The organism is Pseudomonas sp. LPB0260, from assembly GCF_013388395.1.
Map to the genome: position 1 here is coordinate 3,710,578 of NZ_CP058247.1, position 13,949 is coordinate 3,724,526.

Annotated in this window: 12 protein-coding genes; all 12 read left to right on the forward strand. The window is 64.9% G+C overall.

Translation table 11 applies throughout. The annotated features are described in order from the left end of the window. Positions 1 to 8 precede the first annotated feature (8 nt). The 12 genes from purB to nuoF all read left to right on the forward strand — a co-directional run bounded on the left by purB (position 9) and on the right by nuoF (position 13,860). On the forward strand, positions 9 to 1,379 hold the full coding sequence (purB, locus tag LPB260_RS16645; protein WP_208706919.1) for an adenylosuccinate lyase: 1,371 nt from the start codon (positions 9 to 11) through the stop codon (positions 1,377 to 1,379). Positions 1,380 to 1,457: 78 nt separating this feature from the next. After that, positions 1,458 to 2,624, forward strand: coding sequence for a cupin domain-containing protein (locus LPB260_RS16650; protein WP_208706920.1), 1,167 nt, complete (start codon positions 1,458 to 1,460; stop codon positions 2,622 to 2,624). After that, positions 2,617 to 3,048, forward strand: coding sequence for a GNAT family N-acetyltransferase (locus LPB260_RS16655; protein WP_208706921.1), 432 nt, complete (start codon positions 2,617 to 2,619; stop codon positions 3,046 to 3,048). The genes LPB260_RS16650 and LPB260_RS16655 overlap by 8 nt, the downstream gene beginning before the upstream one ends. A 7-nt stretch (positions 3,049 to 3,055) precedes the next feature. Next, positions 3,056 to 3,697: a histone acetyltransferase HPA2 gene (locus tag LPB260_RS16660; RefSeq protein ID WP_208706922.1), complete on the forward strand. Its 642-nt coding sequence runs from the start codon at positions 3,056 to 3,058 to the stop codon at positions 3,695 to 3,697. Further along, positions 3,694 to 4,503, forward strand: a complete 810-nt coding sequence (locus tag LPB260_RS16665) for a secretin N-terminal domain-containing protein (RefSeq protein WP_208706923.1) — start codon at positions 3,694 to 3,696, stop codon at positions 4,501 to 4,503. Before LPB260_RS16660 ends, LPB260_RS16665 begins: the two co-directional genes overlap by 4 nt. Before the next feature lie 489 nt (positions 4,504 to 4,992). Then, positions 4,993 to 6,588, forward strand: coding sequence for an isocitrate lyase (locus tag LPB260_RS16670; protein ID WP_208706924.1), 1,596 nt, complete (start codon positions 4,993 to 4,995; stop codon positions 6,586 to 6,588). Positions 6,589 to 6,807: 219 nt separating this feature from the next. After that, complete coding sequence (locus LPB260_RS16675; RefSeq protein ID WP_208706925.1) at positions 6,808 to 8,814, forward strand: PhoX family phosphatase; 2,007 nt, start codon at positions 6,808 to 6,810, stop codon at positions 8,812 to 8,814. Positions 8,815 to 9,058: 244 nt separating this feature from the next. Beyond that, positions 9,059 to 9,472 (forward strand): NADH-quinone oxidoreductase subunit A, encoded by a 414-nt coding sequence (locus LPB260_RS16680; RefSeq protein WP_208706926.1) that lies wholly within the window; start codon positions 9,059 to 9,061, stop codon positions 9,470 to 9,472. Positions 9,473 to 9,482: 10 nt separating this feature from the next. After that, a complete protein-coding gene (locus LPB260_RS16685) occupies positions 9,483 to 10,160 on the forward strand; it encodes an NADH-quinone oxidoreductase subunit B family protein (protein WP_208706927.1) in 678 nt (225 codons plus the stop codon). A gap of 64 nt (positions 10,161 to 10,224) precedes the next feature. Continuing rightward, a complete protein-coding gene (gene nuoC / locus LPB260_RS16690; RefSeq protein ID WP_208706928.1) occupies positions 10,225 to 12,006 on the forward strand; it encodes an NADH-quinone oxidoreductase subunit C/D in 1,782 nt (593 codons plus the stop codon). A 1-nt stretch (position 12,007) separates the two neighbouring features. Continuing rightward, entirely contained in the window at positions 12,008 to 12,508 is a 501-nt protein-coding gene (nuoE, locus tag LPB260_RS16695) for an NADH-quinone oxidoreductase subunit NuoE (protein WP_208706929.1), read from the forward strand. After that, complete coding sequence (gene nuoF / locus LPB260_RS16700; RefSeq protein ID WP_208706930.1) at positions 12,505 to 13,860, forward strand: NADH-quinone oxidoreductase subunit NuoF; 1,356 nt, start codon at positions 12,505 to 12,507, stop codon at positions 13,858 to 13,860. Before nuoE ends, nuoF begins: the two co-directional genes overlap by 4 nt. The last annotated feature ends 89 nt before the right edge of the window (positions 13,861 to 13,949 follow it).

Here is a 13,949-nt window from a genome sequence, read left to right on the forward strand (position 1 = left end):
CGCCTCCCATGCAGCTTTCTTCGCTCACCGCGGTTTCCCCCGTCGATGGCCGCTACGCCGGCAAAACCAGCGCCCTGCGCCCCATTTTCAGCGAATACGGTCTGATCCGCTTCCGCGTCCTGGTCGAAGTCCGCTGGCTGCAGCGCCTGGCCGCCCATGAGGGCATCGGCGAAGTGGCGCCCTTCTCCGCCGAAGCCCAGGCAATCCTCAACGAACTCGCGGAGAACTTCGCCCTCGAGCACGCCGAGCGGGTGAAAGAGATCGAGCGCACCACCAATCACGACGTCAAGGCCGTGGAATACCTGCTCAAGGAACAGGCCGCCAAGCTGCCGGAACTGGAGAAGGTCAGCGAGTTCATCCACTTCGCCTGCACCAGCGAGGACATCAACAACCTGTCCCACGCCCTGATGCTGCGCGAGGGCCGCGACAGCGTGCTGCTGCCGCTGATGCGCCAGACCGCCGAGGCGATTCGCGAGCTGGCGGTGAAGTTCGCCGACGTGCCGATGCTGTCGCGCACCCATGGCCAGCCGGCCTCGCCGACCACCCTCGGCAAAGAACTGGCCAACGTGGTCTACCGCCTGGAGCGGCAGATCGCCCAGGTTGCCGCCGTGCCGCTGCTGGGCAAGATCAATGGCGCCGTGGGCAACTACAACGCCCACCTCTCGGCCTACCCGCAGGTCGACTGGGAAGCCAACGCCCGCGAGTTCATCGAAGGCGATCTGGGCCTGCAGTGGAACCCCTACACCACCCAGATCGAGCCGCACGACTACATCGCCGAGCTGTTCGACGCCATCGCCCGCTTCAACACCATCCTCATCGACTTCGATCGCGACGTCTGGGGCTATATCTCCCTCGGCTACTTCAAGCAGAAGACCATCGCCGGCGAGATCGGCTCCTCGACCATGCCGCACAAGGTCAATCCGATCGACTTCGAGAACTCCGAAGGCAACCTGGGCATCGCCAACGCACTGTTCCAGCACCTGGCCAGCAAGCTGCCGATCTCGCGCTGGCAGCGCGACCTGACCGACTCCACGGTGCTGCGCAACCTCGGTGTCGGCTTCGCCCACAGCGTCATCGCCTACGAGGCAAGCCTCAAGGGAATCAGTAAGTTGGAGCTCAATGCTCAACGTATTGCTGAAGACCTGGATGCCTGCTGGGAAGTGCTCGCCGAGCCGATTCAGACCGTGATGCGCCGCTACGCCATCGAGAACCCCTACGAGAAGCTCAAGGAGCTGACCCGCGGCAAGGGCATCAGCCCCGAGGCCCTGCTGAGCTTCATCGATGGCCTGGACATGCCGGCTGCGGCCAAGGCCGAGCTCAAGCAGCTGACCCCGGCCAACTACATCGGTAATGCGGTGGCCCAGGCCAAGCGCATCTAAACGGCGACAGCCCATCGGACGCCCGGCTGTGCCGGGCGTTTTTATTTATGGGTATTTATTACTTTCAAGGGCTTACCGATGAATCCTGATACTCCGCTGCAACTGCTGGGTGGCCTCACGGCCCGCGAATTTCTGCGCGACTACTGGCAGAAGAAACCCCTGCTGGTGCGCCAGGCCATCCCCGACTTCGAAAGCCCGATCTCGCCCGACGAGCTGGCCGGGCTGGCCCTTGAAGAAGAAGTCGAGTCGCGCCTAGTCATCGAACACGGCGAGCGCCCCTGGGAGCTGCGTCGCGGCCCCTTCGCCGAGGATGCCTTCTCCACCCTGCCCGAGCGCGACTGGACCCTGCTGGTGCAGGCCGTCGATCAGTTCGTCCCGGAAGTCGCCGAACTGCTCGAGCAGTTCAAGTTCCTGCCCAAGTGGCGCATCGACGACGTGATGATCAGCTTCGCCGCGCCCGGCGGCGGCGTCGGTCCGCACTTCGACAACTACGACGTGTTCCTGCTGCAGGGCCACGGCAAGCGGCGCTGGCAGATCGGCCAGCAGTGCAACTCCGACAGCCCGCTGCTGGCCCACGCCGACCTGAAGATCCTGGCCGAATTCGAACAAACTGAAGAATGGGTGCTGGAGCCCGGCGACATGCTCTACCTGCCGCCGCTCCTGGCCCACTGTGGTACCGCTGAGGATGACTGTATGACGTATTCCGTAGGCTTCCGCGCGCCGAGCGCCGCCGAAGTGCTGACCCATTTCACCGACTTCCTGGGCCAGTTCCTGCCCGAGGAGGAGCGCTACAGCGACGCCGGCGCCGAGCCGACCAGCGACCCGCACCAGATCCAGCGCGACGCCCTCGATCGCCTGAAAGCGTTGCTCAACGAGCACATGGGCGACGAGCGCCTGCTGATGACCTGGTTCGGCCAGTTCATGACCGAACCGCGCTATCCGGAACTGGTCAACGGCCTGGAGATCGACGAGCAGGCCTTCCTCGGCAACCTGCAGGACGGCGCCGTGCTGATCCGCAACCCCAGCGCCCGCCTGGCCTGGTCCGAGGTCGGCGAGGACCTGGTACTGTTCGCCAGCGGCCAGAGCCGGCTGCTCTCGGCGAACCTGCGCGAGCTGCTCAAGCTGGTCTGTTCAGCCGACGCGTTACATATCGACAATCTTGGCCAATGGTTGGCCGACGACGAGGGGCGTAATCTGCTCTGGGAACTGGTCAAGCAAGGAAGTCTGGAGTTTGCCGATGAGTGAGATCCACGTTCGCCTGGCCGATTGGCAGAAGGACAACGCCGAGCTACGGCGCATTCGTGAAACCGTGTTCATCGCCGAGCAGGCGGTGCCGCCGGAGCTGGAATGGGATGCCGAGGACGCCGAGGCCATGCATTTCCTCGCCTATGAAGGCGACTATCCGATCGGCACCGCGCGCCTGCTGCCCGACGGCCATATCGGCCGGGTGTCGGTGCTCAAGGACTGGCGCGGGCTGAAGGTCGGCGACGCGCTGATTCGCGCGGTGATTGCCGAGGCGGAAAAACGTGGCCTGCGCCAACAAATGCTCAGCGCCCAGGTGCACGCCACCGCCTTCTATGAAAGGCTAGGCTTTGCCATAGTCAGCGGCGAGTACCTGGACGCCGGCATTCCCCACGTGGACATGGTGCGCCATAGCCCAACCCCCTGAGGTTCCGATGAACGACGAAAACGCCCCGCCAGACAGGATCGACAGCGACGAGCCCCACGCGCTTCCCGCTATCGAATTCGAGTCGCCGGGGCGTTTCGCCGTGCATAACCCCGAGCAGCCGGCAGCAGATGTCCAGCGCTGCGAACCGGCGCCGTTCAAGCTCGGCGAACACCTGCCGCTGGAGCGCTTCACCCTGCCGGAACAGGCCCGCGCCCACGCCCTGGCCCTACTGCAACAGGCCCGGCGCAACCTGTGCATCTTCAGCGACGACCTCGAGCCCTGGCTGTATCACCACAGCAGTGTGCAGGACGCCTGCACGGCCTTTCTCCTGGCCAACCCGAAGAACCGCCTGCGCATTCTGCTCAAGGACGCCACGCGAGCGGTCAAGCAGGGGCATCGCCTGCTCACGCTGTCGCGGCGCCTGTCGAGCAACCTGCACATCCGCAAGCTGCACCCGGATTACCCGGCCGAAGAGCTCGCCTTCCTCCTGGCCGACGACTGCGGTCTGCTGCTGCGCCCGGAACTGGAGCAGTTCTCCGGCTATGCCCTGTATCAGGACCCGGCGCGCGTGCGCCTGCGTCAGGCACAATTCGATCAGGCCTGGGAGACCAGCGTCACCGACCCGGATCTACGGAGTTTCCTGCTATGAACCTGCGCACACTGATCGCCGGCCTGCTGCTCGCCGCCAGTGCCGCGGCGAACGCCGCCACCGAAGTCATTGCCCTGAACTACCGCAGCGCCGACGAGGTCCTGCCGGTGGTGCAGTCGGTGCTGGGCCAGGATGGCCGCGTCAGCCCCTATGGCAATCAACTGGTGGTCAACGCCTCGGCGGAGAAGATCAAGGAGATCCGGCAGCTGCTCGAGCAACTGGACACCCGTCCACGCCGCCTGCTGATCAGCGTCGACAGCAACGAATCGAGCCAGCAGACCGATCGCGGCTACCGCGCCGATGGCACCATCAGCGCCGGAGGCGCAGAGCTGGTGATCGGCGAAGGCGAGATCAACGGCCGCGATCAGGTGCGCATCATCCGCCGCAGCACCGACAGTCACGGCGGCGGCACCCAGCAGGTGCAGGCCACCGAAGGCTATCCGGCGCTGATCCAGGTCGGTCAGAGCGTGCCGCTCACCACCACCAGCCGTGGTTACTACGGGCAGGAGTACAGCAACACCCAGTACCGCGATGTGACCCGCGGCTTCTATGTCACCGCCAGCCTGAGCGGTGAAATGGTGCATATCAGCATCAGCAGCAACCGTGATCGACTGAGTCCCGGCCAGCCTGGGGTCATTGACCTGCAGAGCACCGATACCCGGGTCAGCGGTCGACTCGGCGAGTGGATCAGCATCGGCGCGGTCAACGAGCAGACCCAGGCCGAGCATGGCGATTTTCTCCAGCAGCGCTCGACCCAGGGTCGCGAAAACCTGACCCTGCGGGTCAAGGTCGAAGTGGTCGAATGAAGCCCCTGAAACATGACCGATCGGTCGTTCCGAGAATATGTAGTAGCGAAAAAAAAGCACTACAAAACGTTTGACGAACCCTTTCCTCGGAGGCATCATGGCCTCGCTCCCGCTAATCAGGGGCCCTAGAAAGGGCCTCCGGATCGCTCTCCAGACTTACCGTCCGAGACGATGCGTGTTGTAAAGCCCACAAGGCAGTTCGACGAGATTGCGACTGGAACGAAGTTGTCCTGAGGGACGGGGAAGCGTTTAAAGCATCAACCTGCCAGACAGTCACAGTCAGTCTGCCCAACGGCATCCACGAGCCGGCAAGCAGTCGAGTCGAATGTCAGCGCTCGGTGCACTCGTCACCCCCTCCTCCCGGTTTCAACGCCGTCCTGGTCAATATTTCGCCGCATTGCAGTGAGCCCCACAACCATAGCCTTAGCTTTGCAGGTTCTGCGTGGGAAAGCCGGTGCTCAACCAAACACATACATTGAAGGATTGACCATGTCCGCATATCAAAACGACATCAAGGCAGTCGCTGCGCTGAAAGAAACGTTCGGCAGCACCTGGAGCGCGATCAACCCGGAATCCGTGGCTCGTATGCGCGCTCAGAACCGCTTCAAGACTGGTTTGGATATCGCCAAGTACACTGCCGCCATCATGCGCAAGGACATGGCCGAGTACGACGCCGACTCTTCCGTCTACACCCAGTCCCTGGGTTGCTGGCACGGCTTCATCGGTCAGCAGAAGCTGATCTCGATCAAGAAGCACCTGAAGACCACCAACAAGCGCTACCTCTACCTGTCGGGCTGGATGGTCGCCGCCCTGCGTTCCGACTTCGGCCCGCTGCCGGACCAGTCGATGCATGAGAAGACCGCCGTTTCCGGTCTGATCGAAGAGCTGTACACCTTCCTGCGCCAGGCCGACGCCCGCGAGCTGGACCTGCTGTTCAGCGCCCTGGATGACGCCCGCGAAGCCGGCGACAGCGCCAAGGCCGCCGAAATCCAGAACCAGATCGACAACTACGAGACCCACGTGGTCCCGATCATCGCCGACATCGACGCCGGTTTCGGTAACCCGGAGGCCACCTACCTGCTGGCCAAGAAGATGATCGAAGCCGGTGCCTGCTGCATCCAGATCGAGAACCAGGTGTCCGACGAGAAGCAGTGCGGCCACCAGGACGGCAAGGTGACCGTGCCTCACGAGGACTTCCTCGCCAAGATCAACGCAGTTCGCTACGCCTTCCTCGAGCTGGGCGTGGATGACGGCGTGATCGTTGCCCGTACCGACTCCCTGGGCGCCGGCCTGACCAAGCAGATCGCCGTGACCAAGCAGCCGGGCGACCTGGGCGACCAGTACAACTCCTTCCTCGACTGCGAGGAAATCTCCGAAGCCGAACTGGGCAACGGCGACGTGGTAATCAAGCGCGAAGGCAAGCTGCTGCGTCCCAAGCGTCTGCCGAGCAACCTGTTCCAGTTCCGCGCTGGCACCGGCGAAGACCGCTGCGTACTGGACTGCATCACTTCGCTGCAGAACGGTGCCGACCTGCTGTGGATCGAGACCGAGAAGCCGCACGTTGGCCAGATCGCCGGCATGGTTGACCGCATCCGTCAGGTGATCCCGAACGCCAAGCTGGTGTACAACAACAGCCCGTCGTTCAACTGGACCCTGAACTTCCGCCAGCAGGTGTTCGACGCATTCGTCGCCGAAGGCAAGGACGTCTCCGCCTACGACCGCGCCAAGCTGATGAGCGTCGAGTACGACGAGACCGAACTGGCCAAGGTGGCCGACGAGAAGATTCGCACCTTCCAGCGCGACGGTTCGGCTCAGGCCGGCATCTTCCACCACCTGATCACCCTGCCGACCTACCACACGGCCGCACTGTCCACCGACAACCTGGCCAAGGGCTACTTCGCCGACCAGGGCATGCTGGCCTACGTGAAAGGCGTTCAGCGTCAGGAACTGCGTCAGGGCATCGCCTGCGTCAAGCACCAGAACATGGCTGGCTCCGACATCGGCGACAACCACAAGGAGTACTTCGCTGGCGAAGCCGCTCTGAAGGCCGGTGGCAAAGACAACACCATGAACCAGTTCCACTAAGCGGAACCGGTGCAGACAGCGGGAACCCCGCATTCCCACTGAGCACGGTGTAAGGAAACCCCAGCAGAAATGCTGGGGTTTTTCTTTTTCCGCCGCTTGGCGCTCGCCCGGGTGACTGCAGAAGCCTGGTTTTGTCGACCGGGCCACAAGGGCTGTCATCGTTCCGTCGTTTTCCTTGGTTAGCTTCTGGGCTCCGTCGATTAGCCCCAAGGAGCCTCCATGCGCCAGGAAGATGACAACAGCGTGCTGTTCGGTAATGGCGATGAGCTGCCCAGCAACCACTCCAGCAACCCGCACTTCAACCAACTGATCGAGACGCGTCTCGCGCGCCGGCAGGTCCTCGCCGGTGGCGCAGCGCTCGGTGCCCTGGCCTTCTTCGGCGCCGCCGTGCCGGGCATCAGTAGCGCCGCACCAGCGGCCGGCCAGCCACAGTCGACGCCACCATTCAGGCAGCGCAGCAAGCTGCCGTTCAGCGCCGTGGCCGTCAGCCGCGGCGATGACATCAGCGTGCCGGATGGCTACAAGGCCAGCCCGTTCATTCCCTGGGGCACCCCCATCACCGGCAGTTACCCGGCATTTCTCGAGGATGCCAGCAACAGCGCCGAAGATCAGGCGCAGCAGACCGGCATGCACCACGATGGCATGCACTTCTTTCCTATCGATGCCCAGCGCGGCCCCGGTCGCGACAGCGAGCACGGCCTGCTGGTGCTCAACCACGAATACATCGACGTCGGGCTGATCCACCCCAAGGGCCCGACCGTCGTCGATGGCAAGCGGATCAGCGCCGAAGAGGTGCGCAAGGAAATCAACGCCCATGGCGTCTCGGTCGTGGAAATCCGCCGCAACCCGCAAGGCGACTGGGAGGTCCTGCCGAGCGCGCGCAACCGGCGCATCACCGCCGCCACGCCGATGCAGATCCGCGGTCCCGCCCGTGGCCATGCCCTGCTGCGGACCCGCTACAGCCCGGACGGCACGGCCACCCGTGGCACCCAGAACAACTGCGCCAACGGCTTCACCCCCTGGGGCACCTACCTCACATGCGAGGAGAACTGGGCCGGCTACTTCGCCTCCCGCGACACCCAACTGCCGCGTGAGCTGAGCCGCTACGGCCTGCGTGACAGCAGCCGCTACGGCTGGGAGACCCTGGCCGGCGATGAGTTCGAGCGCTTCGATGCAACCCGCAAGGCAGCTAGCGCCGAAGGTGACTACCGCAACGAACCGAATCACTTCGGCTGGATTGTCGAGATCGACCCCTTCGCGCCCGAGTCGGCGCCGGTCAAGCGCACCGCCCTGGGTCGCTTCGCCCACGAGGGCCTGGTGTTCGCCCCGGTCAAGCCGGGCCGGCCGGTGGTGTGCTACTCCGGCGACGACTCGCAGAACGAGTACATCTACAAGTACGTCAGCCGCCACAAGTACCGCCCCGGTCGCAGCGATGGCAGCCTGCTCGATGATGGCACACTCTACGTCGCCCGCTTCGATGGCAACGGCAAGGGCAAGTGGCTGGCCCTGGATATCCACGACAAGCACTTCCAGAGGGCCTGCCTGGCCGCCGGCGTAAGCTTCGCCGACCAGGGCGAGGTGCTGATCAACACGCGCCTGGCGGCCGACATCGTCGGCGCCACCAAGATGGACCGTCCCGAGTGGGGGGCGGTCAACCCGGACAACGGCGAGGTGTATTTCACCCTGACCAACAACAAGTCGCGCAGTGAAACGGACGCCGCCAACCCCCGCCCGGCCAATGCCTATGGCCATATCATCCGCTGGCGAGAGCGCAGCTGGAACTCGGCCGGACGGCGCTTCTCCTGGGACCTGTTCCTGCTCGCCGGTCCGGAAAACGACAGTGTCGGGCCCAACGGCCAGCCACTGGGCGCCGACAACCTGCTGGCCAGCCCGGACGGCCTGTGGTTCGACCCGGAAGGTCGCCTGTGGATCCAGACCGACATGAGCGGCAGCCAGTTGCACAGCGGTCCCTTCGGCAACAACCAGATGCTCGTCGCCGATCCGGCAAGCGGCGAAATGAAGCGCTTCCTGGTCGGCCCGCAGGGCGCCGAGGTCACCGGCATCAGCGCCACCCCGGACTTCCGCACGCTGTTCGTCAATATCCAGCATCCCGGCGAAGGCTCGACTGCCGACAAGCTGCTCAGCACCTGGCCGGACGGTCCCGGCAAGCGGCCGCGCTCGTCCACCCTGGTGATTACCCGCGAGGACGGCCGGCGCCTGCTTTGAGCCACCCTTCGCCACCCGCGATGACCGTCCGGTCATCGCGCCCCGGCGTCCTCCTGCATCAGGGCCGATCGCCGCCCTGCCCACTCGCTGGATCGCCGTCAGCTATCAGCCAAGAAAATCCCCCTGGCAGGCGAAGCAGGCAGAAAGCAACTACCCTTGGCCCATTGGCTGGGATTTTTGCCTGACAACAAGACCGCTGCTCAACCTGCGTATGAACGCCGTTCCTTTCTCTGGGGGTACCGGCATGTCGGAAGCAAGCATCATTTTGTCCCACAACTGGGCGCTGGCCGTCTTTCTCCTCGGCATCGCCGGCCTCTGCGCGTTCATGCTCGGCCTTTCCAGCCTGCTGGGCGGCAAGGCCTGGGGGCGCAGCAAGAACGAACCCTTCGAAGCCGGCATGTTGCCCACCGGCAGCGCCCGCCTGCGTCTCTCGGCGAAGTTCTATCTGGTCGCGATGCTCTTCGTGATCTTCGACGTCGAAGCCCTCTTCCTCTTCGCCTGGGCCGTTTCCGTTCGCGAAAGCGGCTGGGCCGGCTTCATCGAAGCGACTGTTTTCATAGCGATTCTGTTGGCCGGCCTTGTCTATCTTTGGCGAATAGGGGCACTCGACTGGGCGCCCGCGGGACGTCGCGAACGGCAGGCAAAGCTAAGACGATGAGGTTTTGGCGATGCAATACAAACTTACTCGGGTCGACCCGGATGCGCCCAACGAGCAGTATCCGATCGGTCAGCGGGGGAGCGTCTCCGATCCGCTGCTGGACGACCAGGTTCACAAGAACATCTTCATGGGCAAGCTCGAAGAGGTGCTCAATGGGGCGGTGAACTGGGGGCGCAAGAACTCCCTGTGGCCCTACAACTTCGGCCTGTCCTGCTGCTACGTGGAAATGACCACGGCCTTCACCGCCCCCCATGACATCGCCCGCTTCGGCGCCGAGGTCATTCGCGCCTCGCCCCGCCAGGCTGACTTCATGGTCATCGCCGGCACCTGCTTCATCAAGATGGCGCCCGTCATCCAGCGCCTGTACGAGCAGATGCTGGAGCCCAAGTGGGTCATTTCGATGGGTTCCTGTGCCAATTCCGGGGGCATGTACGACATCTATTCCGTGGTCCAGGGCGTGGACAAGTTCCTCCCGGTCGACGTCTACGTGCCCGGCTGCCCGCCCCGTCCCGAGGCCTTTCTGCAGGGCCTGATGCTGCTGCAGGAGTCCATCGGCCAGGAGCGCCGGCCGCTGTCCTGGGTGGTCGGCGACCAGGGGGTCTACCGCGCCGACATGCCCTCGCAGAGAGAGCAGCGGCGTGCCCAGCGCATTGCCGTGACCAATCTGCGCAGCCCCGACGACGTTTGAATCCGGCGGGCCTGCGCCCGCTTAACCGGCTCTTTCCTTGGCTTGACCGATAGCGACCGAGACCATGACTGCAGACAGCGCCCTGTCACCTCCGCCCTACCAGGCCGACACTCAAGACGTCGTCGCCGAGCTGCAAGCGCGCTTCGGCGTCGATGACCTGACGCTGCAGGCGACTCGCACCGGCATGCCGGTGGTGTGGGTGCCGCGTGACAAGCTGATCGAGATGCTCGGCTTTCTGCGCACGCTGCCGCGCCCCTACGTCATGCTCTACGACCTGCACGCCGTCGACGAACGCCTGCGTACCCAGCGCCGCGGCTTGCCACAGGCGGACTTCACGGTGTTCTACCAGCTGTTGTCGATCGAGCGGAACAGCGACCTGATGGTCAAGGTGGCGCTGGCCGAGAACGATCTCGAGCTGCCGACCGCCACCTCGATCTGGCCGAACGCCAACTGGTACGAGCGGGAAGTCTGGGACCTGTTCGGCATCAGCTTCCGCGGCCACCCCCATCTCAGCCGCATCATGATGCCGCCGACCTGGGAAGGTCATCCGTTGCGCAAGGACTACCCGGCGCGCGCCACCGAGTTCGACCCCTTCAGCCTCACCCAGGCCAAACAGCAACTGGAGGAGGAAGCCGCGCGCTTCAAGCCCGAGGACTGGGGCATGCAGCGCCATGGCGAGCACGAGGACTACATGTTCCTCAACCTCGGGCCCAATCACCCTTCGGCCCATGGCGCCTTCCGCATCATCCTGCAACTCGACGGCGAGGAAATCGTCGATTGCGTGCCGGACATCGGTTATCACCACCGCGGCGCCGAAAAGATGGCCGAACGCCAGTCCTGGCACAGCTTCATTCCCTACACCGACCGCATCGACTACCTCGGTGGGGTGATGAACAACCTGCCCTACGTCCTCGCCGTGGAAAAGCTGGCCGGGATCAAGGTGCCGGACCGGGTCGACTTCATCCGCGTGATGCTGGCCGAGTTCTTCCGCATCACCAGCCACCTGTTGTTCCTCGGCACCTATATCCAGGACGTCGGCGCCATGACGCCGGTGTTCTTCACCTTCACCGACCGCCAACGCGCCTACAAGGTGATCGAGGCCATCACCGGCTTCCGCATGCATCCGGCCTGGTACCGCATCGGCGGCGTCGCCCACGACCTGCCCAGGGGCTGGGACGGCCTGGTCAGGGAATTCGTCGACTGGCTGCCCAAGCGCCTGGACGAGTACGAGAAGGCCGCCCTGCACAACAGCATCCTGCGCGGTCGGACCATTGGCGTGGCCCAGTACAACACCCAGGAGGCCCTCGAATGGGGCGTCACCGGCGCCGGGCTGCGCTCCACCGGGCTCGACTTCGACCTGCGCAAGGCCCGCCCCTACTCGGGCTACGAGCACTTCGAGTTCGAGATCCCGCTGGCCCAGAACGGCGACGCCTATGACCGCTGCATCGTGCGGGTCGAAGAGATGCGCCAGAGCGTGCGGATCATCGAGCAGTGCCTGAAGAACATGCCGGCTGGGCCCTACAAGGCCGATCACCCGCTGACCACGCCGCCGCCGAAGGAGCGCACCCTGCAGCACATCGAGACGCTGATCACCCACTTCCTGCAGGTCTCCTGGGGGCCGGTGATGCCGGCCGGCGAGTCCCTGCAGATGATCGAGGCGACCAAGGGCATCAACAGTTACTACCTGACCAGCGACGGCAGCACCATGAGCTACCGCACGCGGATTCGCACCCCGAGCTTCCCCCACCTGCAGCAGATTCCCGCGGTGATCCGCGGCAGCATGGTGGCGGACCTGATCGCCTACCTGGGCAGTATCGACTTCGTCATGGCCGATGTGGACCGCTGATATGAGCCAGAGCGACCTGATCCAAACCGACCGTTTCGCCCTCAGCGCCGGCGAGCGCGCGGCCATCGAGCAGGAGATGCACCACTACGAGGACCCGCGGGCGGCCTCCATCGAGGCACTGAAGATCGTGCAGAAAGCACGCGGCTGGGTGCCCGACGGCGCGGCCGAGGCCATAGGCGCGGTCCTCGGCATTCCGGCCAGCGACGTGGAGGGCGTGGCCACCTTCTACAGCCAGATTTTCCGCCAGCCGGTGGGGCGGCACATCATTCGAGTGTGCGACAGCATGACCTGCTTTATCGGCGGCCATGAGTCGCTGCTGTCTAGTATTCAACAACAACTGGGCATCGGCCTTGGCCAGACCAGCGCCGACGGTCGCTTCACCCTGCTGCCGGTGTGCTGCCTGGGCAACTGCGACAAGGCGCCGACGCTGATGATCGACGACGACACCTTCGGCGATGTGCAGCCCGAGTCCGTCGCCAAACTGCTGGAGGGCTATGCATGAACGCCAAGCTGCTGGCCTCGACCGGCCCGGCCAATCGCATCGCCCGCCCGGAAGCGACCCACCCGCTGACCTGGCGCCTGCGCGACGACGCCCAGCCGGTGTGGCTCGACGAGTATCAGCGCAAGAACGGCTACGCCGCCGCGCGCAAGGCGCTGGGCAAGATGGCCCCGGCCGACATCGTACAGACGGTCAAGGAGTCCGGGCTCAAGGGCCGCGGCGGCGCCGGCTTCCCCACCGGCGTGAAGTGGGGGCTGATGCCCACCGACGAGTCGCTGAACATCCGCTACCTGCTGTGCAACGCGGACGAGATGGAGCCCAACACCTGGAAGGACCGCCTGCTCATGGAGCAGCTGCCGCACCTGCTGATCGAGGGCATGCTGATCAGCGCGCGCGCGCTCAAGGCCTACCGCGGCTACATCTTCCTGCGCGGCGAGTATGTCGACGCGGCGCACATCCTCGAGCGCGCCGTGGCCGAAGCCAAGGCCGCCGGCCTGCTGGGCCGGAACATCCTGGGCAGCGATTTCTCCTTCGAGCTGTTCGTGCACACCGGCGCCGGGCGCTACATCTGCGGCGAGGAAACCGCGCTGATCAACTCCCTGGAGGGGCGTCGCGCCAACCCGCGCGCCAAGCCGCCCTTCCCGGCCGCGGTCGGCGTCTGGGGCAAGCCCACCTGCGTCAATAATGTCGAGACCCTGTGCAACGTGCCGGCGATCATCGGCAACGGCGTCGACTGGTACAAGGGCCTGGCCCGCCCGGGCAGCGAGGACCACGGCAGCAAGCTGATGGGCTTCTCCGGCAAGGTGAAAAATCCGGGGGTGTGGGAACTGCCCTTCGGCATCAGCGCCCGCGAGCTGTTCGAGGACTACGCCGGCGGCATGCGTGACGGCTACCGCCTGAAATGCTGGCAGCCCGGCGGCGCCGGCACCGGCTTCCTGCTGCCGGAACACCTCGAGGCCAGCCTGTATGCCGGCGGCATCGCCAAGGTCGGTACCCGCATGGGCACCGGGCTGGCCCTGGCGGTGGACGACAGCGTGAGCATGCTGTCGCTGCTGCGCAACCTGGAGGAGTTCTTCTCCCGCGAGTCCTGCGGCTGGTGCACCCCCTGTCGCGATGGCCTGCCCTGGAGCGTCAAGCTGCTGCGCGCCCTGGAGCGCGGCGAGGGCCAGGCGGGCGACCTCGAGACCCTGGAGCAGCTGTGCAACTTCCTCGGCCCCGGCAAGACCTTCTGCGCCCACGCGCCGGGGGCCGTCGAGCCGCTGGCCAGTGCCCTGAAGTATTTCCGCGGGGAATTCGAGGCCGGCATTGCCGGCCAGAACACGCCGGCGGGCAGCGCGCAGCTGACCCCGGCATGAAGTTTTTGCGTCGCCCCGGCCACTCACCTGGCCCCGCGACAAACCGTGACGTCCTTAGCCAAGCCCGCTGCGGTGGGTGAGAAGACACG